The following is a 25,297-nucleotide window of genomic DNA, read 5'->3' on the forward strand; positions in this document are numbered from 1 at the left end:
CTAGCAGGCTTTTTTGGCTGCCGCAGCGGCATTGACGATCACGGCGAAAGCATCTGCTTTCAGTGACGCACCACCGACCAGCGCACCATCAATATCCGGCTGAGTGAAGAGCTCGGCCGCATTTTTATCGTTTACTGAACCGCCGTACTGAATGATGACTTGTTCCGCAATGGCTGCATCTTTCTTAGCGATATGCTGACGGATAAACTGGTGAATAGCCTGAGCCTGTGCAGGGGTTGCAGATTTACCGGTACCGATAGCCCAGATAGGCTCATAAGCAATGACCGCATCTTTAAACGCGTCAGCGCCCAGTGCATTCAGTACCGCATCGATCTGACGTGCGCACACTTCTTCTGTTTTACCGGCTTCATTCTCAGATTCAGTTTCGCCAATGCATAGCACCGGGATCAGTCCTGCTTCTTTTAATACAGCGAATTTTTTGGCGATGAACTCATCACTTTCTTTATGATAAGTACGGCGTTCTGAGTGACCAATAATGATATATTTTGCACCAATATCTTTTAACATCTCCGCAGAGATATCGCCGGTGAACGCGCCGGAAAGGTTAATGTCGACATTCTGTGCGCCGAGAGAAATATGGCTTCCTGAAAGGGCATGCTTCGCCTGATCGAGGTAGATCACGGGAGGGGCAATGGCAACATCGCAGCCATCAACACCCGATAATGCTTTACGCAGACCGTCGATCAGCCCGGCAGTCATTTGTTTGTTACCATTCAGCTTCCAGTTACCCATAACTAATGGATGTCGCATCATATCCTCCGCATTTACGCGATTCATTAAATACTACTGCCGTCAGGCAATGGCGTCTGTGAAACAGTATAAAGCTCAAATTTCTTCACTGCTTTGTTTTTCGTCATAAATCAGTGACAGATCAGGAACCCGGTAAAATAAGCCTCACAGGCTCGATTGCCAGCGTCAGTTCCCTGTCCCCCTGGTACGAAACGACATACCGTAAAGCACCCTCGGCATCGATATATCTGCCTTTTTCTTTACCGTTTTTTAATAATGAATCCAGCTTTTGCTGGCTTTCTTTAAGGGATAACTCGGGTGAAAAAAAGTGGATCAAAGCCATCATATAACCGGTCGCCTGGTCAAATGAGTGCTTATCTGTGCCCTTGTCAGGAGCAAGCCAGGTCATCTGAATCGTTTTAATTTTACCGCTGCCGGGTTCCAGGGCGGTGGAGGAGTAAAGAGTTTCATCTATCCGGCTGGCGGCCAGGATAACGGTATTTCCGTCATCTCCGGTATCGACGGTACGGTATTCGGGGAGCGGCATTTGCGGATTGACAGTATTAAAATTTTCCCTGAATTGCGCGATGGTATGGCTGAAAACCGGGGCGCCCGGGAGGACATACGGAGCTACCGGAGGAAGATCCTTCGCAAGGATACCCCCGGAAAACAGACAGAAAACCAGGCCATAATACGACCCGCGATAGACTCTTTTTTGTAGTTTTCTGAGGATGTTTTTCATCACTGAAGATTAATCCACCTGGTTTGTCGTGACAAAAGAAATATCTTTCCACTGCCGGATATCTTCCTGATACGCCGGCGTCAGGTTACCAGTACAACTCACTGGTGATATGGCCCGGTTTACGTCGCAGATGCGTTAACATTTTACGGGTGGACTTCAGTAAATCACGCGTGTCTCTGACCATCTGTGGATTACCGCATAACATAACATGGCTGGTCTCAGCGGAGAGTGACAGGCCGGTGGCATTTTCCAGCGCACCGCTCTCAATCAGTGCCGGTATCCGTCCATGCAGACTCCCTTCGCTTTCTTCACGGCTGACAACGGTTTGTATCTGTAATTTACCGTTGTATTTTGCCTCCAGCGCCTGCATTAACGGCAGATAACTTAAGTCTGCGGCATAGCGGGCCGCATGTACCAGCACAATGCGCCGGAAACGGTCCAGACCTTCCCCCTGCTGCAGGATTGACAGATAAGGGCCGATAGCCGTTCCTGTTGCCAGCATCCACAAGGTATCACAGTCCGGTATTTCATCGCAGACGAAGAAACCGGCGGCTTCCGTTGTCACCATCAGCGAGTCACCGGGCGCCAGGCGGTGCAATGACGGGCTCAGTTTACCGTCAGGGACATTCACCAGATAAAACTCAGCCTGCGGATCATCCGGGGCATTCACATACGAGTAGGCCCGCTGGACCCGTTCGCCATCAATTTCCAGAGCCAGCTTTGCAAACTGTCCGGCAACAAAAGGTTTGACCGGTGCCTGTACGACCAGACTAAATAATGCCTCTGTCCAGTGTGTGACAGAAATGACTTTACCTTCACACCATTCGGCCATAGGTTGCTCCTCTGAGTTCAAGACAATAAATGACAGACCCATCATCCCTTTGATGGTGCCGGTTTTCCACCCTTAGCGCAGGCGAAAGCTCATATCGACAAACGCTGACCGCGGTCAGGGGGAATGCCGCATTTATGCCGGGGTTGTTAATACTCGTCTGCAGGCCGGTCAGCACAGAGATATTCCCGCAAGGATTAGGATAACGGTGGCAGATGAGCCCCCCGGGGAAGGACGTGCTCATCTGCCCCCGGCAGGATGCTACCGTTGAGGCTGGCGGTCGAGCCGGTGGATCGACTGAATACGACGAACAGTCCCGCTTTTCCCCCGGATGAGCAGGGTTTCGCTGGTGGCCATATTTCCTTTCCGGGTGATCCCCTTCAGCAGGTCACCATCGGTGATACCTGTCGCTGCAAAGATCACATCATCGTCATGGACCATCTGCGATAGCGTCAGCTTCCGGTTTGCTTCAATGCCCATGCTGGCACAGCGTGATAATTCCTTTTCACCGGCCAGGCGGTTTTCTTCATTGTCTTCTTTGACATGATGGCGGGGCAGTAATCGGGCCTGCATATCTCCGCCAAGTGCACTGATCACCGCAGCAGAAATGACACCTTCCGGAGCGCCGCCAATGCCATACATCACATCCACTGCCTGGTCCGGCATGCAGGTCAGGATAGAGGCAGCCACATCTCCGTCAGGGAAGGCATAGACCCGCAGGCCTGCCTGATGGAGTTCCCCGATCAGTTCCTGATGCCGTGGCTTGGCTAAGACGGCTACGGTCAGTTCGGATAAGGGCTTCTGTAATGCGTGCGCGATCCGGGCCAGGTTCACGTCGAGTGGCAGGTCGAGGTCAATACAGCCTTTAGCACCGGGCCCGGTGACCAGCTTTTCCATATACATGTCAGGTGCATGCAGAAAAGCCCCTTTATTCCCGATTGCCATGACAGTCAGTGCATTGGACTGTCCCATCGCGGTCATTCGGGTACCTTCGATAGGGTCTACGGCAATATCGACTTCATCACCGTGTCCGCTACCGACCTGCTCGCCTATATAGAGCATTGGCGCTTCATCGATCTCGCCTTCACCAATAACAATCTGACCACGAATATCCAGGGAGTTAAGCGTACTGCGCATGGCATTAACGGCTGCACCATCCGCAAGGTTTTTATCGCCACGTCCAAGCCAGTGATGGCCCGCCAGGGCCGCGGCTTCTGTAACGCGGGCGAATTCGAGGGCTAATTCTCGTTTCATTGTCGGTTTTATCTGCAGAAAAAGGTCAGGTAGTGTACCACAGGCAGGAGGTCGGAAATTTACAACTGATGGCCCGCAGTCCAGCGGCGGGCCATCAGTTAACGGGCTTTAGTCATTAAACTTCTTTTTCATCTTCCCAGCTACGGGCTCGGGAGACGGCTTTTTTCCAGCCGGCATAACGATAATTACGCTCGGTCGTTTCAATAGAAGGGCGGAACTCACGCTCAATAACAGATTTTTCACGCACTTCATCCAGGTCTTTCCAGAAGCCAACGGCCAGACCGGCCAGGTACGCTGCACCTAATGCGGTAACTTCCCGTACTTCCGGACGCTCTACCCTGGCACCAAGAATATCGGCCTGGAATTGCATCAGGAAGTTATTCGCGACAGCCCCTCCGTCAACACGTAATGACTTTAACTGCGTCCCGGCATCATTTTGCATCGCTTCCAGGACATCACGGGTCTGGAAAGCAATAGACTCAAGCGTTGCACGGATAATATGGTTAGCATTCGCACCGCGAGTCAGCCCGAAAATTGCACCACGGGCATAGGGATCCCAGTAGGGCGCGCCCAGTCCGGTAAATGCCGGGACCATGTAGACGCCGTTAGAATCTTTAACCTTGGTCGCAAAGTATTCCGAGTCCAGAGCATCGTTAAAGAGATTCAGCTCATCCCGCAGCCACTGGATAGATGCACCGCCGATAAATACCGCCCCTTCCAGAGCATAGTTCACTTCTCCGCCAGGACCACAGGCGATAGTTGTCAGTAATCCGTGTGTTGAGGTGACTGCTTCTTTACCGGTGTTCATCAGCATAAAGCAGCCCGTACCATAGGTATTTTTGGCCATGCCCGGCTGAACACATAACTGGCCGTAAAGCGCGGCCTGCTGATCCCCGGCAATACCTGCGATTGGAATACGGGTACCCCCTTTGCCCCCGATGTTTGTCTGGCCGTAAACCTCTGAGGAGGCTTTGACTTCAGGCAGCATCGCGCGTGGGATGTCCAGGATATCCAGCATTCTGTCATCCCACTGCAGTTTATGGATATCAAACATCATAGTTCTGGAAGCATTGGTATAGTCAGTGATATGTACCCGACCCTGGGTCATTTTCCATACCAGCCAGGTATCCACGGTACCAAACAGGAGTTCGCCCTGTTGCGCCCGCTCACGTGCCCCTTCTACATTATCCAGAATCCACTTCACTTTGGTGCCTGAGAAGTAAGGGTTAATCACCAGTCCGGTTGTCTCCCTGATGTAATCCTCAAGGCCCTCTTTTTTGAGTTTTGAACAATAATCAGCAGTTCGCGGATCCTGCCATACAATGGCGTTATACACGGGTTTACCGGTTTTTTTGTCCCAGATGATGGTGGTTTCACGCTGGTTAGTGATACCGATAGCCGCAATCTGATCAGAACGGATATCGGCATGAGCTAATACTTCCACCAGGGTTGAACTTTGTGATGCCCAGATATCCATCGGGTCATGTTCTACCCAGCCGGTTTTCGGATAAATTTGCGTAAATTCACGCTGTGAGACTGCAATGATATTGGCATTGTGGTCAAGAACGACAGCACGTGAGCTGGTGGTTCCCTGATCCAGTGCGACAATGTATTTATTCCCGGCGTTAGTCATAATTTTTTTCCTGATGAAATCACTGAGGTTTACGCTTTACGCTGTTCAGAGCGTGGCTGAGCTTCTTCTGATGTTGTCGTTGCCGAAAGCGGAGTATTCACGGGTAAATAACGACCGATAAAATTACGGTAGATAAAAGCCCCTAAACTTGCGCCGACCAGAGGCCCGAAAACAGGAACCAGGAAATAAGGGATAGATTGTCCGCCAGTGAATGCGACTTTCCCCCAACCTGCCAGCGCGGCAAACACTTTAGGACCGAAGTCACGGGCCGGGTTCAGGGCGAAGCCAGTCAGTGGTCCCATCGCGGCACCGATAATCGCTACCAGTAAGCCAATTAATAACGGCGCCAGTGGTCCGCGCGGTAATCCGTTGCCATCGTCAGTCAGTGCCATAATGACAGCCATTAATACAGCGGTGATAACCAGCTCGACGAAAAAGGCCTGAGCAACATTGATATGCGGGCTGGGATAAGTGGAAAAAATGCCCGCCAGATCCAGACTGGCCACACTGCCCCGTACCATCTGGTGGGTTTGTTCAAAATCGATAAACAAGCTGCGGTACATCGCATACACCAGGGCAGCGGCACAGAACGCCCCCGCGACTTGTGCGATAATATAAGGGATAACTTTACGACCTTCAAAGTTGCCAAACAGGCAAAGGGCAACGGTGACGGCGGGATTAAGGTGCGCGCCAGAGATACCCGCACTCACATAGACGCCCATAGAGACGGCCAGACCCCAGACAATACAGATTTCCCATTGTCCGAAGCTGGCACCTGCCAGTTTCAATGCAGCCACACATCCGGCACCAAAAAACAGAATCAAACCGGTGCCGATGAATTCGGCTATGCATTGCCCTGTCAGTGTGTTTGTTGTTTGACTCATGATGAGTTCCTTCAGTGAGATTAAATTTATCGGTGTTATGTGTCCGCTCCCTGAACCCTCCGACTTTTCTTGTAGGGCTGATGTAAACTTATCGTTAACGAGCAAAAACGATAAATACCGAACTTAAAATTTGTGTTCTGTGTCAAAAAAAATGAGCGAATGCGAGTATTTTGTTAACGTGATGGTCGCCGGGAGAGAAAGAGGTCTGGCCTTGCTGATGTTTTCCCGGTATGTTTTCCCGGAAATACCAATTATTTTCACCGAAAATTGTTACAGACTGCTCCGGAAATCACCAGGTAACTGGACTTGCTTAATCAGGCTTCATACAATCAGATGATTGTTGCCTGCTACAGGAATTTTACAGGGTTTGTAGGGTTGTGGCTGGCACATCAACGCCTTGCGATCTATAGGAGAGGTTATAAAAATGTCATTTGAAATGTTCGAAAAACTGGAAGCAAAAGTACAGCAGGCGATTGATACTATCACCCTGTTGCAGATGGAAATTGAAGAACTGAAAGAACAGAATAATACTTTAAAGCAGGAATCGTTGCAGGTTGCCGGCAACCATGACTCTTTAACTCGTGAAAACCAGCAGCTAAAAGAAGAACAACAGCAGTGGCAGGAGCGTCTGCGAGCTTTGTTGGGAAAAATGGATGAGGTTTAATTCTGTAATGGAATGAACCGTGAATCGGGTGCCGGGGCACCCGTTTTGCCAGACAGGTCAGACTTCTTCCGTTGCCCCTAACGGGTTCTCCGAAAGAATGATGCCGGTGTTATCTGCGTAGAGATAATCGCCTGAGAAAAAGGTTACTCCGCCAAAATTGACGCGAATATCGCTTTCTCCGATGCCTTCACCTGCGGCTCCTGCCGGGATAGCAGCCATCGCCTGGATACCGATATCGAGTTCTTCCAGCTCGTCAACCTGACGTACCGAGCCATAAACAACAATACCTTCCCATTCATTCTGCGTCGCAAGCTGAGCAAGTTGCGCATCAATTAATGCACGCCTGACAGAGCCTCCGCCATCGATTAACAGCACACGCCCCAGTCCATTCTCTTCGAGCAGATCATAGATCAGGCCATTGTCTTCGAAGCATTTGACGGTCGTGATCTGACCACCAAAAGAAGTGCGCCCGCCAAAGTTTGAAAACAAGGGTTCTACAACATTCACTTCTTCATGGTAAATATCACACAGTTCAGAGGTATCGTATTTCATAGCCGTATCATCTGGTTGCCAGAGGTAAGGAAAGTATATCGTGTTCTGTCCACGGATAGCAAAAAGCATCCAACGTTATTGACGGTGACAGCATAAAAGCAGGGCAGACTCGTCAACAGGGGACTGTATACAGCATAAGGAATTGCTGAAAGCAGGGGGGCTGGATATCACTCAGGGGGTAAAGATAACCCCCTGAGTGATAAAGACCTCTGCCTCCTGAGAGGCTGAGGTCTGAAGGCAGAACATATAAACTACAGGATGAAGCGGCTCAAATCCTCATCAGCCACCAGTTTATCCAGGTGTTCGCTGACATAGCTCGCATCAATGGTCACGGTATCGCCCGGACGTTCGCTGGCATCAAAGGAAATATCTTCCATCAGGCGTTCCAGCACGGTGTAAAGACGACGGGCACCAATGTTTTCTGTTGTTTCGTTAACCTGCCATGCGGCTTCTGCGATACGACGAATACCATCATCGGTGAACTCTATAGTCACCCCTTCGGTAGCCATTAACGCTTTATACTGAACAGTGACTGAAGCACTTGGTTCGGTCAGGATACGTTCAAAATCATTCACTGTCAGCGCCTGAAGTTCAACGCGGATAGGTAAACGCCCCTGCAGTTCAGGGATCAGATCCGACGGGCTGGCAACCTGAAATGCGCCGGAGGCAATAAACAGAATATGATCAGTTTTCACCATGCCATGCTTAGTCGATACCGTACAACCTTCGACCAGTGGCAGTAAATCACGCTGTACCCCTTCACGTGAAACATCCGGCCCTGAGGATTGTCCGCGCTTACAGATTTTATCGATTTCGTCGATAAATACGATGCCATGCTGTTCAACGGCATCGATAGCTTCCTGCTTCAGTTCTTCCGGGTTGATCAGACGGGCAGCTTCTTCTTCAATCAGCAGTTTCAATGCTTCTTTAATTTTCAGCTTACGGGACTTCTGTTTTTGTCCCCCCAGGTTCTGAAACATGGATTGCAGCTGGCTGGTCATCTCTTCCATGCCAGGAGGGGCCATGATTTCAACGTCCATCGGTGATGCAGCAAGATCAATTTCGATCTCTTTATCATCCAGCTGGCCTTCACGCAGTTTTTTGCGGAAAGACTGACGTGCTGCTGAAGGTTCACCCGATTGTTCAGGCTGCCCCCAGTTATTTTTGGCCGGTGGGATCAGCACATCCAGAATGCGCTCTTCCGCCTGTTCTTCGGCCCTGACTTTATTGCGTTCGATAGCCTGACTACGGACCATCTTGATCGCTGAGTCCGTCAGATCGCGGATAATCGAATCCACTTCTTTACCGACATAACCGACTTCGGTGAATTTTGTCGCTTCTACTTTGATAAATGGTGCGTTGGCCAGCTTGGCCAGGCGACGGGCGATTTCGGTTTTACCGACACCGGTCGGACCGATCATCAGAATATTTTTAGGTGTCACTTCATGGCGCAGCTCTGCTTCCAGCTGCATACGACGCCAGCGGTTACGCAGGGCGATGGAGACAGCGCGCTTAGCACCATCCTGACCAATGATGAACTTATTCAGCTCACTGACTATTTCGCGGGGAGTCATTTCAGACATATAAAAAATCCTTACGTCCTGGACGTCAGTTCTTCGATAGTGACGTTATGGTTGGTATAGATACAAATATCACCCGCAATTTCCAGCGCTTTCCCGGTAATATCTTTGGCACTGAGCTCTGTATTTTCCAGCAGAGCGCGGGCAGCTGCCTGTGCGTAAGGGCCACCGGAACCAATAGCAATCAGATCATTTTCGGGCTGGATAACATCACCGTTACCACTAATGATGAGCGATGCATTTTCGTCAGCCACCGCGAGGAGGGCTTCCAGACGGCGAAGCATACGGTCGGTACGCCAGTCTTTTGCAAGTTCTACGGCAGCTTTGACCAGGTGGCCCTGATGCATTTCCAGTTTACGTTCAAACAGCTCAAATAATGTGAAGGCATCGGCAGTGCCTCCGGCAAAACCAGCAATGACCTTATCGTTATACAGACGACGTACTTTTTTGACGTTGCCTTTCATTACGGTGTTGCCAAGCGTGGCCTGGCCGTCACCACCAATAACTACCTGGCCATTGCGTCGAACACTTACAATCGTTGTCACGGGCCACCCCTTTTAACAGTGAAAAAAAGACTCCGCGCAGTGCGCGGAGTGACTTAATGGGATATATGGGGGGGATGGAAATGTTTTCAACCCCTGAAAGGGAGAGTTATACAGTTTGCGTGCCCTGACCCACGGAGCTGTCTGACGATACTTTCTACTTTCGTATAGTCTGAATAAGGGCCTATCACGACCCGGTTCCAGCCCCCACCGATGGTAATCCGGCTTTCAAACCCTTCGAAGGCGAGAGAGGCCCGGGCAGATTCAGCCTGTGCTGTCCCCTTAAAGGAGCCACACTGTATCAGCCAGCGTTTTCCGGAAGCAGCAGCCGTCTGTTTTTCCTGCTCCCGTGGGGTCGCGGCCGGGGGAACGCTTTGTGAAGGTGTTGCCGCCGTTATGGGGGCCGCCGCCTGAGGCTGGCGCTCGGGACGTTGCTGACGCTCTGCCTGCTGCTGGCGTTCGAGACGTTGCTGGCGTTCCGCTTGCTGCTGTCGGGCTAACTGTTGTTGGCGCTCCAGTCGTTGCTGGCGTTCTGCACGTTGTGTCTGCTGCAGTTGCTGTTGTTGCTGATAATTTTGTTGTTGCTGGTAACTCTGTTGCTGCTGATAACTCTGTTGCTGGCGTAAGGTCTGTTGTTGTTGTGCCGGCGTTTGCTGATTCCAGGGCACTTCGTTCAGCTGTGTCGGTTGCTGACGCATGTCTTCAGCCATTTGATCCAGCAGCTGACGTTGTTCATCGGTGAGTTGAGTCTGCGATCGGATTTCCCCGCCAGCGGTGGGTTCTGTCGGCACGGCCACAGTCGTCTGCTGATCTTCCAGCTCTTTTATGTATTTCCAGCGCTCTTCAGGTTTAGGCGGTAAGCCCGTACCGGCATTTTTATGCGGAACAACTTCCTGTAACTCTTCTTTTTTATGGTGAGCGATAAACCACAGCCCCCCGATAAAACTCACCAGTACGGCCACAGCGAGTACGATAATCAGTGGGGGAAATCCTGAGCTGGATGGTTTCTTTTTGCTCCGGGAGGTGTTTTTTTTGCGTTGCGTCCCTGTTGAACGCCCGCGGCCTACATAGTCTCTTTGTGCCACATTCGTTCCGATAAGTTGAAAAATCAGCCTGCCGGGCGAATCGCCCGAAGTATTATTCATTGGCAATAATGCCCCCATTTTACTCAAGGGGATGAACTTTGACCAGTAAACTCTGCATCAGGCGTTGACTGAAAATAAGCAGATATCGCTGCGAACTCCCGGCTATCTGGCGGGTGTTAATGTCGAGTCACGGACAGTCAGACTGGCTTCCAGCAACCGCGACCCGCTGTTGACCCGTTTTCCCTGAATAATTTCTATCAGTAATGTGGCTGCCTCACACCCGATGCGAAAACGCGGCTGGGTCACGGTGGTCAGAGGCGGGTGGCTGTACTGCGCTGCATCTATATCATCAAAACCAATGACTGAAAGTTGTTCAGGTACACGGACTCCCATCACGGAGGCCTGGTGTAACACGCCCAGTGCCATCAGGTCATTGTGGCAAAAAATAGCCTCAGGGGGATCAGGTAATTGCATCAGATAGGTCAGCGCATCGCAGCCGGACGAAAATGAGAGATTTCCGCGTGCCAGATAACGGGGTTCCACCGGAATATTACGGCGGTTTAATGCCTGAATATATCCCTGCCGCCGGTAACGGCAGTGCGACAGGGTGTCCGGGCCAGTGATACAGGCAATTTTCTTTAACCCTGCGTCGAGTAACCAGCTTACGGCATTAAAGGCGGCGGTCAGGTTATCAATATGGACCGTCGGGAACGCGAGGTCGGCAGAAAATTCATTGGCCATCACCAGGGGAGGTAATTGCTCGCGGCACGAGAGTTCGGATAACACCGGTACCTGAGACCCCAGTAAGAGCAATCCGTCTGTCTGGCGGCTCAGAATTTTGTCCGGAAAGCTGACTTCCTGTAAATTCTGGTGAGCGCAGTCAGCGGTCAGTACCAGATAGCCTTCTGCTGCCGCAGTAACCTCAATACCGCGGATAATTTCATGAAAGAAAGGATCACAGATATCCGGTACCAGAATTAACAGGGTTCCGGAGTCATTGTTTTTCTGATAACGGGGATTAACGGGGGAGGAATAACCCAGCTCATTCATCGCTTGCATGACTTTGCTTCGGGCAGAAGAAGAGACTTTATCCGGAGAGGTTAAGGTCCGTGAAACCGTGGCGGTAGATACACCGGCTTTTTTTGCGACATCTTTCATGGTGGTACGGTATGAAGGCAGGTTATCTTCCACAGCTCAGGCTCCCGATATAACATTCATTATCGTTGGGGCAGCCAGTCCTGCCCGGTTCTATTGTTAGCAGAATATGGGCGAAGACTGTTATCTGATTTGTAATAAAAACGGGGGTTTGTTGATTATTCGCGTACGTGACCGCAAAGATATCCGCTCTGCTCAGCTTTCAGTCGGATCAATATCCAGGGTCCATTTGACCTTCCGCATTAACGGCAAGGTCAGCACTAAAGGCATTGAGTGTTGCAGTATCCGTTGTAACTGCTTACGGGAGGGGTGTTGTAATAATAGCTGCCATCTCCAGCGACCGTTACGTTTAGCCTGAAGTGCCGGTACCGGCCCCATGATCCAGAAGTTTTCATCCTTCAGCGGAGTGCTTTCTAGTAAATTTCTTAATTGTAATAGCGCATTCTCCGCCTGCTGAGGATCAAAATCCTCCGCGCGAAACACGGCATGGCTGGAAAACGGTGGCAGACTCAGTTGCTTACGCTCCTGCAACGTCTGGCGGGCAAACGAGAAATAGCCCTGATATAGCAAGGTATGCAGCAGCGGATGTTCCGGATGGTGGGTCTGTAAGACGACTTCCCCTTGCTTCCCGGCCCTGCCAGCCCGGCCGGCAACCTGGGTATATAACTGCGCGAAGCGTTCTGTCGCACGAAAATCCGCAGAGAAAAGAGCACTGTCGACATCCAGTAAAGCGACCAGTGTGACATCCGGGAAATGGTGGCCTTTCGCCAGCATTTGTGTTCCGGCCAGAATACGTGCACCGCCCTGATGGATATCATCTAGATGCTGCTCCAGGCTCCCTTTTCTGCTGGTAGTATCACGGTCGATTCGGGTGACCGGGATTTCCGGGAACAGGGCTTTCAGCTGTTCTTCCAGTTGTTCTGTTCCCATACCGACCGGCATCAGGTGCGTCGAGCCACATCCCGGGCACTGATGGGGGATGGGGCGCTGACTATCACAATGGTGGCAACGCAGCGTGCGATTTTTCTGGTGAAAGGTGTAGTAACGTTCACACCGCTGGCACTCTGCCAGCCATCCGCAATCGTGGCAGAGCAGGGCGGGAGCATATCCGCGGCGGTTAAGGAACAATAAGACCTGGTTATTGGCGCTCAGGTGCTGACGAACTTTATGGATCAGGGCCGGAGATAACCCGGATTGCAGGCGAACCGACTTCAAATCAATCAGTTGCTGCTGCGCCTGACGTGCATTTCCGGCACGCTGTGTCAGCGTTAGCTGATGATATTTACCTGTCGTGACATTATGCAGCGTTTCCAGCGCAGGCGTAGCGGAACCCAGAATAATGGGAATATTTTCCTGATGGGCGCGGAACACAGCCAAATCCCTGGCGTGATATCGCCATCCTTCCTGCTGCTTATAGGAACTGTCGTGCTCTTCATCAATGATGATCACCCCGGGCCTGGCCAGCGGGGTAAAAAGTGCGGAACGGGTGCCGATGACAATGGCCGACTCTCCCCGGCGGGCACGTAACCAGACATTTAAGCGTTCAGTATCGTTGAGGGCGGAATGGAGCACATCCACCGGCGCATGGAAACGTTCGCGAAAGCGGGATATGGTCTGAGGTGTCAGTGCGATTTCCGGCACCAGCACCAGGGCCTGTTTTCCCTCAGCCAGAATATTTTCAATCACACTGAGGTACACTTCTGTTTTACCCGAACCGGTGATACCGGCCAGTAACCAGGCGGAATACCCGCTATCCTGGCTACGGATAGCGCCGACAGCCGTTGCCTGCTCAGTGTTCAGACGCAGTCGCTCACCGTTGAGCCGGTATGACTGCCGCCAGTCTGTCAGTTCTGCAGCCCGTTCAGTCAGTTCACAAAGCCCTTTTTTACGCAGTGCCTGTAATACCGGGTCACTCAGGTCATGCTGGCCGAGTTCATGACGTGCGATGGGACCATTCCGCAACAGGGCGAGTGCCTGCTGTTGCTTCACCGCACGTTTCAGGCTCTCCGGGACGGTGGCTTTACCCTGTTCGGTGATCCGCCATTGCCAGACTGCGGGCAATGCGGCCTCGCGACCCTGGCGCAGTAATACCGGTAATGCATGAAAGAAAACCTCGCCGATCGGATAATGGTAATAACCGGCTGCCCAGTTCAGTAAACACCACATCGTATCGGTAAAAAGCGAGCTCTCATCGATCACGGCATCAATGGATTTCAGTTGCTCTTCAGGCAGATCACTTTTATCCCTGATTGCATGCACAATCCCGGTCATTTTCCGGTGCCCGAACGTTACTTTCACCCTGCTGCCGACAACAGCAGTACGCTCAGCCAGGGGGCGGTAATCAAACAGCCGTGGCAGAGGAACAGGTAATGCAACCTTAAGGACGGGCATTCAGGCACTCCGGCAGATCAGTGGATAAAAAGGGTAGTGTACACGGTGGGGGCTTTCCCTGGTATGGGGTTTTATTTGCATAGTTCCGGCGAACTTCTGTATAATATAGCGCCTCTGTTGCCTGAAAGGTGGCAGGGAACTAAAAAAAACATTCTTTTTTAACCGCGTGTGGTGCTGTGCAGGTTCGCCTGGCACGGAGAGCGACACGGCCTTCTACTGAGGTTCTCCCATGAAAAAAGGTATTCACCCGGAATATAATGCTGTAACCATTACCTGCTCTTGCGGTAACGTTATCAACACTCATTCTACTATTAACCACGATGTAAACCTGGACGTTTGTGGTAAATGCCACCCGTTCTATACTGGTAAGCAGCGTGTTGTTGATACCGGTGGTCGTGTTGAGCGTTTCAACAAGCGTTTCAGCATTCCTGGTTCAAAATAAGTTTCTGACAGACGAGTCTGAAGATTCGGATGTTAAAAAACCCGGCATTGCCGGGTTTTTTTTAACCTTTTTTTCGTGGCGAAGCGCCTGCTGCGGGTGATTTCCCCGGATCAGTATTCCCATTTGTCCGGGTCGATGCCCATTTCACGCATAATGACTTTTGCCACTTCCGGGATCTCATCACTGCGTTCTTTCCGTAAATCATTGTCATCCGGTAACGGTTGGCCGGTAAATGCATGCAAAAAAGCCTCACACAACAGTTCACTGTTGGTGGCATGGCGCAGGTTATTTACCTGACGACGGGTCCGCTCATCAGTCAAAATCTTAAGCACTTTCAGAGGGATAGAGACGGTAATTTTTTTTACCTGCTCGCTTTTTTTGCCATGCTCAGCATAAGGGCTGATATATTCGGCATTCCATTCAGCCATGGGGTACCTTAATTAATAAAAAGTTAACTTGCCGGGATTCTGCTAATTATGCCAGATATCTCGTTTATTTTTGTCTTTGCGGGAAAATACTCACCCGGAATGTGACAATTGTAGCGGAATCTGGCCGACCAGTATAATTTTAGCGTTTCCGGGACCGTAGCTCAATCTACACCCATAGACATTTGGAAGTCTAGATGTATTGACGTCTAATTTGCAGGTGGTATTCTGTGCACACATTCTCTCTTTCAGTGAAAAGACGCCATGACGACACCTAAGCAAGCGACCATTGCCGTACGCAGCGGATTAAATGATGATGAGCAATATGGTTGTGTAGTACCCCCTATCCACCTTTCCACGACTTATAACTTTACTGACTTTAATCAGCCAAGAACTCATGACTATTCCCGTCGTGGTAATCCGTCGCGTGATGTCGTCCAGAATGCGCTTGCCGAACTGGAAGGAGGTGCCGGGGCCGTCATGACGAATACCGGGATGTCTGCTATTTTACTGGTAACCACGGTGTTTCTGAAACCCGGTGATTTGCTGGTGGCTCCCCATGATTGTTATGGCGGCAGCTACCGCCTGTTAGAAAGCCTGCATAAACGCGGTGCATTCCGGGTGAAATTCATTGATCAGGGAGATGAACAGGCACTGGCCGCGGCGATGGCCGAAGGTCCGAAACTGGTCCTGATTGAGACGCCGAGCAACCCGCTATTGAGAGTCGTGGATATCGAGGCCATCAGCCGTGCAGCAAAAGCGGCAGGAGCCATTACAGTCGCCGATAACACTTTTATGAGCCCGGTATTGCAGAGTCCGCTTGAGCTTGGTGTGGACGTCGTTCTGCATTCCTGTACCAAATATCTGAACGGGCATTCGGATGTGGTTGCAGGCACCGTTATTGCAAAAGATCCTGACCTGGTCACGGAGCTGGCATGGTGGGCCAATAATATCGGCGTGACCGGCTCAGCATTTGACAGCTATTTACTGTTACGCGGATTACGGACCCTCGGTCCCCGTATGGCAGCCGCGCAGCGTAATGCGCTGGCGATTGTCGAGGCATTAAAAAAACAGCCTCTGGTCAAAAAACTTTATCATCCTTCCTTACCGGAAAATGCCGGTCATGACATCGCGAAACGTCAGCAACGTGGATTCGGTGCGATGCTTAGCTTTGAGCTGGAGGGGGATGAACAGACGGTACGTACTTTTCTGAAAGCACTGAAACTCTTTACTCTCGCAGAGTCTCTCGGAGGCGTGGAAAGCCTGATTTCTCATACGGCCACCATGACACATGCAGGGATGTCTGCAGAAGCGAGAGCAGCGGCAGGAATTTCTGATACATTATTGCGTGTATCTGTAGGTATTGAAGACCATGAAGATTTAGTCGCTGATCTGGAAAATGCATTCCGGGTGGCAGGCAGGGGGTAAGAATGACAATTTCATCAGACTGTGTGGCGTCCGAAGTGAGGCAACTGCATAAATTCGGAGGCAGCAGCCTGGCGGATGTAAAATGCTATCAGCGTGCTGCTGATATTATGGCGGAATACAGCAAGCCCGGTGATTTGATGGTGGTGTCTGCTGCAGGCAGTACGACCAATCAGCTGATCAGCTGGCTGCAGCTCAGCCAGACCGATCGTCTGTCAGCACACCAGGTACAGCAGAATTTGCGCCGTTTCCAGACAGGGCTGATGAACAATCTCTTACCCGCAGCGGTGGCCGGCGCGTTGGTTCAGGAATTTATTCGAGATCTTGAACGACTGGCCGTACTACTGGATGGGCCGATCACTGAAGCTGTGTACGCCGAGGTGGTTGGCCACGGTGAAATCTGGTCAGCACGGCTGATGTCAGCGGTACTAACACAGCAGGATCTTCAGTCAGGCTGGCTGGATGCGCGCGAATTTTTATTGGCTGAACGTTCTGCTCAGCCGGAAGTGAAGGAAAGCGAATCACGGCAGTTACTGTTACAGCAACTGGCCGGGTATCACGGACAACGGGTGGTGATCACCGGTTTTATTGCCCGCAACCAGGCCGGTGAAACGGTTCTGTTGGGGCGTAATGGCTCTGACTACTCGGCGACACAAATCGGTGCGCTGGCAGGGGTCAGTAAAGTCACCATCTGGAGTGATGTTGCCGGGGTATACAGTGCCGACCCGCGTAAGGTTTCTGATGCCTGTCTGTTACCGTTACTGAGGCTTGATGAAGCCAGTGAACTGGCCAGACTGGCCGCCCCGGTATTACATACCCGTACCTTGCAGCCGGTTTCCGGCAGTGATATTGAACTGGAGTTGCGCTGCAGTTATCAGCCAGACCTGGGGTCGACGCGCATTGAACGCGTGCTGGCATCCGGAACCGGTGCCAGGATCGTGACCAGCCATGACGATGTCTGTCTGATTGAAATTGAAATCCCTAAACAACATGACTTTGCGGCCTTAAAGAAGGACGTCGAAGTACAACTCGCGCGGGCTCAGCTACGTCCGCTGGCCTCCGGGGTGCATCCGGACCGTTATTTACTGCAACTCTGTTATACCGCCGAAGTGGTCGACAGTGCGCTGGCATTGCTGCAGGGAAGTGGTTTGCCGGTAGGTGTACGTTTACGCGATGGGCTGGCCCTGGTGGCGATGGTGGGTGCCGGCGTCACGCGTAACCCGCTACACGCGCACCGGTTCTGGCAACAGATCAAAGACCAGCCGGTAGAGTTTGTCTGGCAATCCGAACAGAATATCAGCCTGGTGGCCGTATTGCGCTCCGGGCCGACGCAGCTCGTGATCCAGGGGCTGCATCAGTCGCTGTTCCGCGCTGAAAAACGGATTGGACTGATTTTATTAGGTAAAGGAAATATCGGGTCTCGCTGGCTGGAATTATTCGCGAGGGAGCAGGAGAATCTCTCTGATCGTAGTGGGTTCGAGTTTGTGCTGGCGGGCGTGGCGGATAGCCGGAAAAGTCTGCTGAACTATGAAGGGCTGGATGCCAGCCACGTACTGACCGTGTTCGATGACGAAGCGGAATATCGTGATCAGGAATCACTGTTTTTATGGATGCGTGACCATCCGTTTGATGATCTGGTCGTGCTGGATGTCACCGCCGAGGGTAGCATTGCCGATCAGTACCTGGATTTTGCCAGCTATGGTTTTCATATTATCAGTGCGAACAAAGTGGCAGGTTCATCAGACAGTGCCCACTGGCGTCAGCTCAGGGATGCGTTCAGCCGTACCGGACGTCACTGGCTTTATAACGCGACAGTCGGGGCCGGCTTACCGATTAACTACACCGTCCGCGATTTACGGGAGAGCGGAGATTCTATTCTCTCTATCAGCGGTATTTTCTCTGGCACATTGTCATGGTTATTCCTGCAATATGATGGCTCTGTCCCCTTTACCGAACTGGTGGATCAGGCATGGCAGCAGGGGCTGACCGAGCCTGATCCCCGCGTTGACCTCTCGGGTCTGGATGTGATGCGTAAACTGGTGATCCTGGCACGTGAAGCGGGCTACGATATAGAACCTCACCAGGTCCGTGTTGAATCGCTGGTTCCGGAAAATTGTACCGATGAATCGGTGGACCATTTCTTTGAGAATGCGGATGCGCTGAATGATCAGATGTTACAGCGCTATGAAGCCGCGAACGAGGCGGGTCTGGTTCTGCGTTATGTGGCACGCTTTGATGCGAGTGGTAAGGCCAGGGTGGGTGTAGAGGCTGTCAGGCCGGAACATCCACTGGCGTCTCTGCTACCCTGCGATAATGTCTTTGCGATAGAAAGCCGCTGGTACCGGGATAATCCGCTGATTATCCGCGGGCCCGGCGCCGGGCGGGATGTGACCGCGGGGGCAATTCAGTCGGATCTCAATCGCCTCGCACAATTACTGTAGTTTCTTCTCAGGCAGAGTTTTCTCTGCCTTTTTTCTGTCTGTCTCATTTCCTCCATTGCCCTGTAAGCGGCACCCGGTCTGTTGTATGAATTTTTATCACAGTGACATGCTGATAATTCAGTTGACCCTTTCGTCGTAATTCGTCATTTTGAACATCTGGACGTCTAAACGTGTAGACGTTTAATAAATCATAACAGATGCGATCGACGAGGTAACAGGATGAGTTTCTTTCATGCCAATCAGCACGAGGCGCTTAATCAGAGCCTTTCAGAGTTAAACGGGCGTATTAATGTTTCTTTTGAATTTTTCCCGCCGCGTACTCAGGACATGGAAGACATTCTGTGGAGCTCTATTGATCGTTTAAGCAGTCTGAAACCGAAATTCGTTTCTGTGACTTACGGGGCGAATTCAGGGGAACGTGACCGTACCCATAGCATTATCAAAGGCATTAAAGAGCGTACCGGGCTGGAAGCCGCGCCTCATCTGACCTGTATTGATGCTAACCGCGATGAGCTTCGCAGTATTGCTCAGGATTACTGGGACAACGGGATCCGCCATATTGTGGCGCTGCGGGGTGACTTCCCGAATGGTGTCGGTAAACCGGATATGTATGCTTCTGATCTGGTGACATTACTGAAAGACGTCGGTGATTTTGATATTTCGGTGGCCGCTTATCCCGAAGTGCATCCTGAAGCGAAAAGTGCTCAGGCCGATTTATTAAGTCTGAAACGTAAAGTGGATGCGGGCGCAGACCGTGCGATCACCCAGTTCTTTTTTGATGTCGAGAGCTACTTACGCTTCCGTGACCGTTGCGCGGCAACCGGGATTGATGTGGAAATTGTTCCGGGCATTCTGCCTGTCAGTAACTTTAAGCAGCTACAACGCTTTGCCACACTGACCAATGTGCGCGTACCGAACTGGATGAATACCATGTTTGACGGGCTGGATAATGACCCGGAGACCCGTAAGCTGGTCGGGGCAAATATTGCCATGGATATGGTGAAAATTCTCTCCCGGGAAGGCGTGAAGGATTTCCATTTCTATACACTGAACCGTGCAGAAATGAGTTATGCCATTTGTCACACCCTGGGGGTTCGCCCGCAGCTTGCTGCGGTGTAATGGCAACGATAAGTCCGTGAACGCGGTAATATCAGAAAAAGCACCCGTCACCGGGTGCTTTTTCTATTGCTCTCTTCTGAAGGAGGCTGCGGGTCGGTCAACACAGGTCATCTGGCCATCCTTTGCGATAAAAAAGGCCACCCGGGGTGGCCTTTCAGGGATCCCGCAGGACATCACGGTTTAGCCGGTATTGCGCATACCGGCGGCGATACCGGCAATCGTGACCATCAGTGCCTGTTCGACTTCCGGTGCCGTCACTTCTCCGGCGGCCTCACAGGCCCGGGAACGGGAAAGCAATTCGGCCTGTAAGACGTTAAGCGGGTCAGTGTAGACATTCCGCAGTGCGATAGACTCTGCAATCCAGGGCTGGTCGGCCATCAGATGGGCGTCATTAGAGATTGCCAGCACGGTTTTAATGTCGTCTGCCAGTTGAGCTCGCAACTGTTCACCCAGACCCCAGAGTGAAGGGTCGACCAGACGCTGGTCATAATATTCCGCTAACCAGAGGTCAGCTTTCGCGAAGACCATTTCCAGCATGCCGATACGGGTCGAGAAGAATGGCCAGTCATGGCACATCGTTTCCAACTCTTTCTGTTTCCCTGCAGAGACTGTTTTTTGCAGTGCTGCCCCGGCCCCCAGCCAGGCAGGCAACATTAACCGGTTCTGGGTCCAGGCAAAAATCCACGGGATGGCACGTAAAGATTCCACGCCCCCGGCAGGACGGCGTTTTGCCGGACGGGATCCCAGAGGCAATTTACCCAGCTCCTGTTCCGGCGTCGCAGAACGGAAATACGGAACGAAATCAGCATGTTCACGAACATAGCCGCGGTACATATTGCAGGAGTCCGCGGAGAGTTGATCCATAATCGCTTGCCATTCCGGTTTGGGCTCTGGCGGCGGCAGCAGGTTGGCCTCAAGGATCGCCCCGGTATACAGCGACAGGCTGGCAATGGTCACTTCCGGCAGGCCAAACTTAAAGCGGATCATTTCGCCCTGTTCAGTGACGCGTAACCCGCCCTTCAGGCTGCCCGGGGGCTGTGACAGCAGCGCGGCATGGGCCGGTGCGCCGCCACGTCCAATCGAACCGCCACGTCCGTGGAACAGTGTTAAGGCAACTCCGGCCTTTTCACAGGTCTTGATCAACGCATCCTGAGCCTGATATTGCGCCCAGCTTGCAGCCATAACGCCGGCATCTTTGGCGGAGTCTGAATAGCCGATCATCACCATCTGTTTGCCTTCAATAAAGCCGCGATACCAGTCAATATTCAGCAACTGTGTCATGACATCATTGGCATTATTCAGGTCATCAAGGGTTTCAAATAGCGGGGCAACCGGCATGGCATAACGGATCCCGGCTTCCTTCAGTAACAGGTGCACTGCCAGGACGTCGGACGGTGTTTTTGCCATAGAAATCACATAGGCCGCGATAGATCCTTGCGGGACTTCGGCAACCACACGGCAGGTCTCCAGGACTTCACGGGTTTCCGGTCCCGGCTCCCATTGCTGTGGCAGAAGCGGACGTTTAGAGTTCAGCTCGCGGATCAGGAAAGCCTGCTTATCGGCCTCTGACCAGCTTTCATAATCGCCCAGCCCCAGATAGCGGGTAATCTCTGCCAGGGCCTCGGTATGGCGGGTACTCTCCTGGCGCACATCAATACGCACCAGCGGGACGCCAAAGCATTTAATCCGGCGCAGGGTATCCAGCAACTGGCCATTGGCAATAATCCCCATACCGCATTGTTTTAAGGACTGATAAATGGCGAATAACGGATCCCATAACTGCTCATTGGCAATCAGCAGGTCGGCGGGACGGGATGGACGTTCGCCTTTCAGGCGTCTTTCCAGGTAAGTCTGGGTATTGGTCAGTTGGGTACGAAGACGTTTCAGAATAACGCGGTACGGTTCCAGAGCCTCCGGGTCACCGCATAATTCGCGGACGTCATCGGTACAGACAGACATGGAAAGCTCAGAGATAAGCACACCGATATCCCGCAGGAATAAATCGGTGGCTTTCCAGCGACTCAGCTGGATAACATGACGGGTTACCGGTGCGGTGACATTCGGGTTACCGTCACGATCTCCTCCCATCCAGGAGGTAAATTTTACCGGCACAAAATCGACCGGCAGGGTAATACCGAAGGTTTCTTCGGCCTGCTCATTCAGTTCGCGCAAAAACGCGGGAACGCCTTCCCACAGACTGTTTTCAACGACCGCAAAACCCCACTTAGCTTCATCCACTGGTGTGGGTCTGATCTTGCGAATTTCATCGGTATGCCAGGCTTGTGCCACTAACTGACGTAAGCGCCGCATGATGGTATTACGTTCGTAGTCAGTCAGGTCACTGTGGTCGAGTTGTTTCAGGCAGCTATTTACTTCAACCAGTTTATGGATAAGCGTCCGACGGGTGATCTCTGTCGGATGTGCCGTAAGTACCAGTTCTATCGAAAGCGACTCGATGGCTTTCAGAATATCGTCGCGGGTCAGGGAGTTATTTTGTTTTAACCGTTCGAATTCCTGTTTCAGAAGTTCGGGGTTGTTGGCGCCCTGGGCCTGCAGAGAGATGGTCTGGTACTGTTCAGCAACGTTCGTCAGATTAAGGAACTGGCTGAAGGCTCTGGCGACCGGTAATAATTCTTCATTGGATAAGTTTTGCAGGGTGGAAAGCAGTTCCTGACGATCAGTCTCATTACCTGCACGGGATGATTTGGAGAGTTTACGTATGGTTTCTACGCGCTCAAGAATATTTTCCCCTAAGGCATCCTTGACGGTATCCCCGAGAAGTTTACCGAGCATACTGACATTACTTCGCATTGCGGAATATTGTTCGTTCATGTGACCCTGAAACCCTCTGTCATATTTATCTGATTTTGTTATCAGTCCGGCATAACCCTGTCTTTTATCTAGCCATGTTACTGAGGATTCGTCAAATGGCTTCCATAGGGAAAGGTATAATGTAACTTACTGAATTTAATAAAATTTGATAGAGGGGGTCTTTGATAAGTTATTCTTATTAAAGAGAAAAGGGGACCGGGGATTTAATCAAAATCCCCGGTAATCACATTAATGACAGAAATGCTGAACAACACGCTCGAGTAATTCGCGGGTCGGATTAATGAAGGATGTATCGAGATATTCATCAGGCTGATGCGCCTGTTCGATGGATCCGGGACCGAGCACCAGTGTCGGACAGAGCTCCTGAATAAAAGGCGCTTCGGTACAGTAGTTAACGATTTCAGTTTCGCGGCCCAGCAGCTTTTCAATCACTTTTACCAGCCCATGGTGGCGAGGGCATTCATACCCCGGGATGGGCGGGTGCAGGTCACTGACGGTCAGCCGGCCTGGCCAGCGTTCACTCACCGGTGTTAGCGCTTCCATGAGTAATTCGTGCAGGTCATTCAGAGCGAGTCCGGGCAGTGGGCGGATATCCATATGCAATTCACAGCAGGCACAGATGCGGTTCGGGGCATCACCGCCGTTGATTGAACCGAAATTCATGGTCGGATAGGGAATGACGAAACCGTCATGGTGATAACGTTCTTTCAGCGTATTACGCAGGCCGGTCAGATGTGTAATGGCATCATGCATCAGTTCAATCGCATTCACGCCCCGGGCAGGATCGCTTGAATGGCCGGACTGCCCCTGAATACGGATAGCTTTTGAAAGATGTCCCTTATGTGCACGTACCGGTTTCAGTGAAGTTGGCTCACCAATAATGGCGCAATCGGGACGCAGGTCGGTGGTGCGGGCAAAATAGCTGGCACCGGCCATCGTGGTTTCTTCATCTGCCGTTGCCAGAATATAAAGCGGCTTTTTCAGTCGGGTAATATCAATATCCCGTAACGTGTCCAGAATAAAGGCAAAAAAGCCTTTCATATCTGCCGTCCCCAGGCCATAGAGTTTGTTGTCACGCTCTGTCAGTGTAAAGGGGTCCTGGGTCCAGCGACCGTCATCGAACGGCACCGTATCGGTATGCCCTGCCAGCATCAGCCCGCCGGTGCCACTGCCAGCCCTGGCCAGCAGGTTAAATTTATTCCGTGTTTCCGGGACCGGCTGGACTTCGGTATGAAATCCCAGGTCACGGAACCATCCCGCCAGTAAGTTGATTAGCCCTTCATTACTCTGGTCTAAGGCACTTTCTGTCGCGCTGACAGAGGGCATCGCGATTAACTGACGATAAAGCTCAATAAAAGGAGGTAATTTTGTCTTCACTGTTGACGGTCCTTGCGTTAGGATGTATCAATATTCATGCAGTAATTGTGAATAAAAATACATTATAGCCTGAAGCATGTGAACTTTTTTTGCTTACGAAGGCAACCCGGGGAGCGGGGCATACCCTGTCCTGAATCATAGACTTTACGTAAAAGGTGCACAGCCTGATGTTGAAGACGCTGATTGTTGGTGCCAGTGGTTATGCTGGTGTTGAACTGGTCACTTACCTGAATCGCCATCCACACATAAACATAACCGGAATTGCGGTATCAGCGCAAAGTCCGGATGCGGGAAAATTGTTGTCCGACATTTATCCGCAACTGAAAGGTCGTGTGGATCTCCGGCTGCAGCCGCTCACCGATGTTGCCGCAGTGGCAAAAGACGCTGATGTTGTTTTCCTGGCAACCGCCCATGAAGTCAGCCACGATTTAGCGCCACAGTTTTTAGAGCATGGCTGTGTTGTCCTTGATCTCTCAGGGGCCTGGCGGGTGAATAGTGCAGAGTTTTATACCCGCTATTACGGGTTTACTCATCAGTATCCTGAACTGCTGGAACAGGCGGCTTATGGTATGGCGGAATGGCAGGCAGAGCGGATTCAGCAAGCGAACCTGATTGCCGTCCCGGGTTGCTACCCGACAGCCTCTCAGTTGGCGATTAAACCGTTGCTGGCGGCAGGATTACTGAATACTGAGCAGTGGCCTGTCATCAATGCAACCAGCGGTGTCAGCGGCTCCGGACGGAAAGCCTCGCTGAATACCAGTTTCTGTGAAGTCAGCCTGCAACCCTATGGCCTGTTTACGCACCGCCATCAACCGGAAATTGCTGCCCATCTTGGGACGCCGGTGGTCTTTACGCCGCAGTTGGGCAACTTCCCTCGCGGCATTCTGGCTACCAGCACCTGTCGCCTGAAGCCCGGAGTGACCGCAGAGCAGGTGGCGAAGGCCTTCCACGATGCCTATGATGATAAACCGCTGGTTCGTCTTTATGACTCCGGCGTACCGGCCCTGAAATCCGTTATCGGCCTGCCTTTCTGCGATATCGGTTTTGCAGTCGATGGCGAGCATGTCATTGTCGTGAGTGCGGAAGATAACCTGCTGAAAGGGGCTTCGTCTCACGCAGTGCAGTGTATGAATATTCGTTTCGGTTATCCTGAAACGCTTTCTTTGCTTTAAATG

At 51.7% G+C, this 25,297-nt stretch carries 21 protein-coding genes; 6 read left to right on the forward strand and 15 right to left on the reverse strand.

Translation table 11 applies throughout. The features are described 5' to 3' along the window. The 6 genes from tpiA to GTPT_RS03205 all read right to left on the reverse strand — a co-directional run bounded on the left by tpiA (position 1) and on the right by GTPT_RS03205 (position 6,092). Positions 1-771 (reverse strand): triose-phosphate isomerase, encoded by a 771-nt coding sequence (gene tpiA / locus GTPT_RS03180; protein WP_029991689.1) that lies wholly within the window; start codon positions 769-771, stop codon positions 1-3. A gap of 121 nt (positions 772-892) precedes the next feature. Further along, positions 893-1,492 (reverse strand): DUF1454 family protein, encoded by a 600-nt coding sequence (locus GTPT_RS03185; RefSeq protein WP_051170965.1) that lies wholly within the window; start codon positions 1,490-1,492, stop codon positions 893-895. 85 nt (positions 1,493-1,577) lie between these two features. Beyond that, the gene (fpr, locus tag GTPT_RS03190; protein ID WP_025902387.1) at positions 1,578-2,324 is read right to left on the reverse strand and encodes a ferredoxin--NADP(+) reductase; all 747 of its coding nucleotides are present in this window, start codon (positions 2,322-2,324) and stop codon (positions 1,578-1,580) included. 258 nt (positions 2,325-2,582) lie between these two features. Continuing rightward, the gene (glpX, locus tag GTPT_RS03195) at positions 2,583-3,575 is read right to left on the reverse strand and encodes a class II fructose-bisphosphatase (protein ID WP_029991691.1); all 993 of its coding nucleotides are present in this window, start codon (positions 3,573-3,575) and stop codon (positions 2,583-2,585) included. 115 nt (positions 3,576-3,690) lie between these two features. Further along, complete coding sequence (gene glpK, locus GTPT_RS03200) at positions 3,691-5,208, reverse strand: glycerol kinase GlpK (protein ID WP_029991692.1); 1,518 nt, start codon at positions 5,206-5,208, stop codon at positions 3,691-3,693. 29 nt (positions 5,209-5,237) lie between these two features. Beyond that, positions 5,238-6,092: an MIP/aquaporin family protein gene (locus GTPT_RS03205; protein WP_025902384.1), complete on the reverse strand. Its 855-nt coding sequence runs from the start codon at positions 6,090-6,092 to the stop codon at positions 5,238-5,240. A gap of 424 nt (positions 6,093-6,516) precedes the next feature. Here GTPT_RS03205 and zapB point away from each other — a divergent pair, with 424 nt between their 5' ends. Then, positions 6,517-6,756 carry a cell division protein ZapB gene (gene zapB / locus GTPT_RS03210; protein ID WP_025902383.1) on the forward strand — a complete coding sequence of 80 codons (240 nt, stop codon included), beginning with the start codon at positions 6,517-6,519 and terminating at the stop codon, positions 6,754-6,756. A 57-nt stretch (positions 6,757-6,813) separates the two neighbouring features. Here the strand turns inward: zapB and rraA are convergent, their stop codons facing one another. The 6 genes from rraA to priA all read right to left on the reverse strand — a co-directional run bounded on the left by rraA (position 6,814) and on the right by priA (position 14,061). Continuing rightward, entirely contained in the window at positions 6,814-7,308 is a 495-nt protein-coding gene (rraA, locus tag GTPT_RS03215) for a ribonuclease E activity regulator RraA (RefSeq protein ID WP_025902382.1), read from the reverse strand. Positions 7,309-7,559: 251 nt separating this feature from the next. After that, positions 7,560-8,891 carry an ATP-dependent protease ATPase subunit HslU gene (hslU, locus tag GTPT_RS03220; protein WP_025902381.1) on the reverse strand — a complete coding sequence of 444 codons (1,332 nt, stop codon included), beginning with the start codon at positions 8,889-8,891 and terminating at the stop codon, positions 7,560-7,562. Between the two features lie 11 nt (positions 8,892-8,902). Beyond that, positions 8,903-9,433, reverse strand: coding sequence for an ATP-dependent protease subunit HslV (hslV, locus tag GTPT_RS03225; RefSeq protein ID WP_025902380.1), 531 nt, complete (start codon positions 9,431-9,433; stop codon positions 8,903-8,905). Positions 9,434-9,519: 86 nt separating this feature from the next. Beyond that, positions 9,520-10,515, reverse strand: coding sequence for a cell division protein FtsN (gene ftsN / locus GTPT_RS03230; protein WP_025902379.1), 996 nt, complete (start codon positions 10,513-10,515; stop codon positions 9,520-9,522). 162 nt (positions 10,516-10,677) lie between these two features. Continuing rightward, positions 10,678-11,706: a DNA-binding transcriptional regulator CytR gene (cytR, locus tag GTPT_RS03235; RefSeq protein ID WP_025902378.1), complete on the reverse strand. Its 1,029-nt coding sequence runs from the start codon at positions 11,704-11,706 to the stop codon at positions 10,678-10,680. Between the two features lie 159 nt (positions 11,707-11,865). After that, entirely contained in the window at positions 11,866-14,061 is a 2,196-nt protein-coding gene (priA, locus tag GTPT_RS03240) for a primosomal protein N' (protein WP_025902377.1), read from the reverse strand. A 229-nt stretch (positions 14,062-14,290) separates the two neighbouring features. Here priA and rpmE point away from each other — a divergent pair, with 229 nt between their 5' ends. Beyond that, positions 14,291-14,503: a 50S ribosomal protein L31 gene (gene rpmE / locus GTPT_RS03245; protein ID WP_029991693.1), complete on the forward strand. Its 213-nt coding sequence runs from the start codon at positions 14,291-14,293 to the stop codon at positions 14,501-14,503. A gap of 110 nt (positions 14,504-14,613) precedes the next feature. Here rpmE and metJ read toward each other — a convergent pair whose 3' ends face one another. Further along, positions 14,614-14,931: a met regulon transcriptional regulator MetJ gene (metJ, locus tag GTPT_RS03250; protein ID WP_025902375.1), complete on the reverse strand. Its 318-nt coding sequence runs from the start codon at positions 14,929-14,931 to the stop codon at positions 14,614-14,616. Between the two features lie 261 nt (positions 14,932-15,192). On the opposite strand from metJ, the gene metB reads away from it, so the two are divergent. From metB to metF, 3 genes are all read left to right on the forward strand, one after another. Further along, positions 15,193-16,356 carry a cystathionine gamma-synthase gene (gene metB, locus GTPT_RS03255; RefSeq protein ID WP_025902374.1) on the forward strand — a complete coding sequence of 388 codons (1,164 nt, stop codon included), beginning with the start codon at positions 15,193-15,195 and terminating at the stop codon, positions 16,354-16,356. Positions 16,357-16,358: 2 nt separating this feature from the next. Then, positions 16,359-18,794: a bifunctional aspartate kinase/homoserine dehydrogenase II gene (locus GTPT_RS03260; RefSeq protein WP_029991694.1), complete on the forward strand. Its 2,436-nt coding sequence runs from the start codon at positions 16,359-16,361 to the stop codon at positions 18,792-18,794. A gap of 219 nt (positions 18,795-19,013) precedes the next feature. Next, positions 19,014-19,913: a methylenetetrahydrofolate reductase gene (gene metF / locus GTPT_RS03265; RefSeq protein WP_025902372.1), complete on the forward strand. Its 900-nt coding sequence runs from the start codon at positions 19,014-19,016 to the stop codon at positions 19,911-19,913. A gap of 180 nt (positions 19,914-20,093) precedes the next feature. Here metF and ppc read toward each other — a convergent pair whose 3' ends face one another. Then, positions 20,094-22,745 (reverse strand): phosphoenolpyruvate carboxylase, encoded by a 2,652-nt coding sequence (ppc, locus tag GTPT_RS03270; RefSeq protein WP_025902371.1) that lies wholly within the window; start codon positions 22,743-22,745, stop codon positions 20,094-20,096. Positions 22,746-22,973: 228 nt separating this feature from the next. Then, complete coding sequence (argE, locus tag GTPT_RS03275; protein ID WP_025902370.1) at positions 22,974-24,122, reverse strand: acetylornithine deacetylase; 1,149 nt, start codon at positions 24,120-24,122, stop codon at positions 22,974-22,976. Between the two features lie 167 nt (positions 24,123-24,289). Here argE and argC point away from each other — a divergent pair, with 167 nt between their 5' ends. Continuing rightward, complete coding sequence (argC, locus tag GTPT_RS03280) at positions 24,290-25,294, forward strand: N-acetyl-gamma-glutamyl-phosphate reductase (RefSeq protein ID WP_029991695.1); 1,005 nt, start codon at positions 24,290-24,292, stop codon at positions 25,292-25,294. Positions 25,295-25,297: the final 3 nt, after the last annotated feature.

It is taken from the genome of Tatumella ptyseos ATCC 33301 (genome assembly GCF_000735525.1).
Taxonomy (GTDB): domain Bacteria; phylum Pseudomonadota; class Gammaproteobacteria; order Enterobacterales; family Enterobacteriaceae; genus Tatumella; species Tatumella ptyseos.

Bases quoted from the DNA above. Each gene is read 5' to 3' on its own strand.
- tpiA (WP_029991689.1), bottom strand. From the start codon at position 771: ATGCGACATCCATTAGTTATGGGTAACTGGAAGCTGAATGGTAACAAA.
- GTPT_RS03185 (WP_051170965.1), bottom strand. From the start codon at position 1,492: ATGAAAAACATCCTCAGAAAACTACAAAAAAGAGTCTATCGCGGGTCG.
- fpr (WP_025902387.1), bottom strand. From the start codon at position 2,324: ATGGCCGAATGGTGTGAAGGTAAAGTCATTTCTGTCACACACTGGACA.
- glpX (WP_029991691.1), bottom strand. From the start codon at position 3,575: ATGAAACGAGAATTAGCCCTCGAATTCGCCCGCGTTACAGAAGCCGCG.
- glpK (WP_029991692.1), bottom strand. From the start codon at position 5,208: ATGACTAACGCCGGGAATAAATACATTGTCGCACTGGATCAGGGAACC.
- GTPT_RS03205 (WP_025902384.1), bottom strand. From the start codon at position 6,092: ATGAGTCAAACAACAAACACACTGACAGGGCAATGCATAGCCGAATTC.
- zapB (WP_025902383.1), top strand. From the start codon at position 6,517: ATGTCATTTGAAATGTTCGAAAAACTGGAAGCAAAAGTACAGCAGGCG.
- rraA (WP_025902382.1), bottom strand. From the start codon at position 7,308: ATGAAATACGATACCTCTGAACTGTGTGATATTTACCATGAAGAAGTG.
- hslU (WP_025902381.1), bottom strand. From the start codon at position 8,891: ATGTCTGAAATGACTCCCCGCGAAATAGTCAGTGAGCTGAATAAGTTC.
- priA (WP_025902377.1), bottom strand. From the start codon at position 14,061: ATGCCCGTCCTTAAGGTTGCATTACCTGTTCCTCTGCCACGGCTGTTT.
- rpmE (WP_029991693.1), top strand. From the start codon at position 14,291: ATGAAAAAAGGTATTCACCCGGAATATAATGCTGTAACCATTACCTGC.
- metJ (WP_025902375.1), bottom strand. From the start codon at position 14,931: ATGGCTGAATGGAATGCCGAATATATCAGCCCTTATGCTGAGCATGGC.
- metB (WP_025902374.1), top strand. From the start codon at position 15,193: ATGACGACACCTAAGCAAGCGACCATTGCCGTACGCAGCGGATTAAAT.
- GTPT_RS03260 (WP_029991694.1), top strand. From the start codon at position 16,359: ATGACAATTTCATCAGACTGTGTGGCGTCCGAAGTGAGGCAACTGCAT.
- metF (WP_025902372.1), top strand. From the start codon at position 19,014: ATGAGTTTCTTTCATGCCAATCAGCACGAGGCGCTTAATCAGAGCCTT.
- ppc (WP_025902371.1), bottom strand. From the start codon at position 22,745: ATGAACGAACAATATTCCGCAATGCGAAGTAATGTCAGTATGCTCGGT.
- argC (WP_029991695.1), top strand. From the start codon at position 24,290: ATGTTGAAGACGCTGATTGTTGGTGCCAGTGGTTATGCTGGTGTTGAA.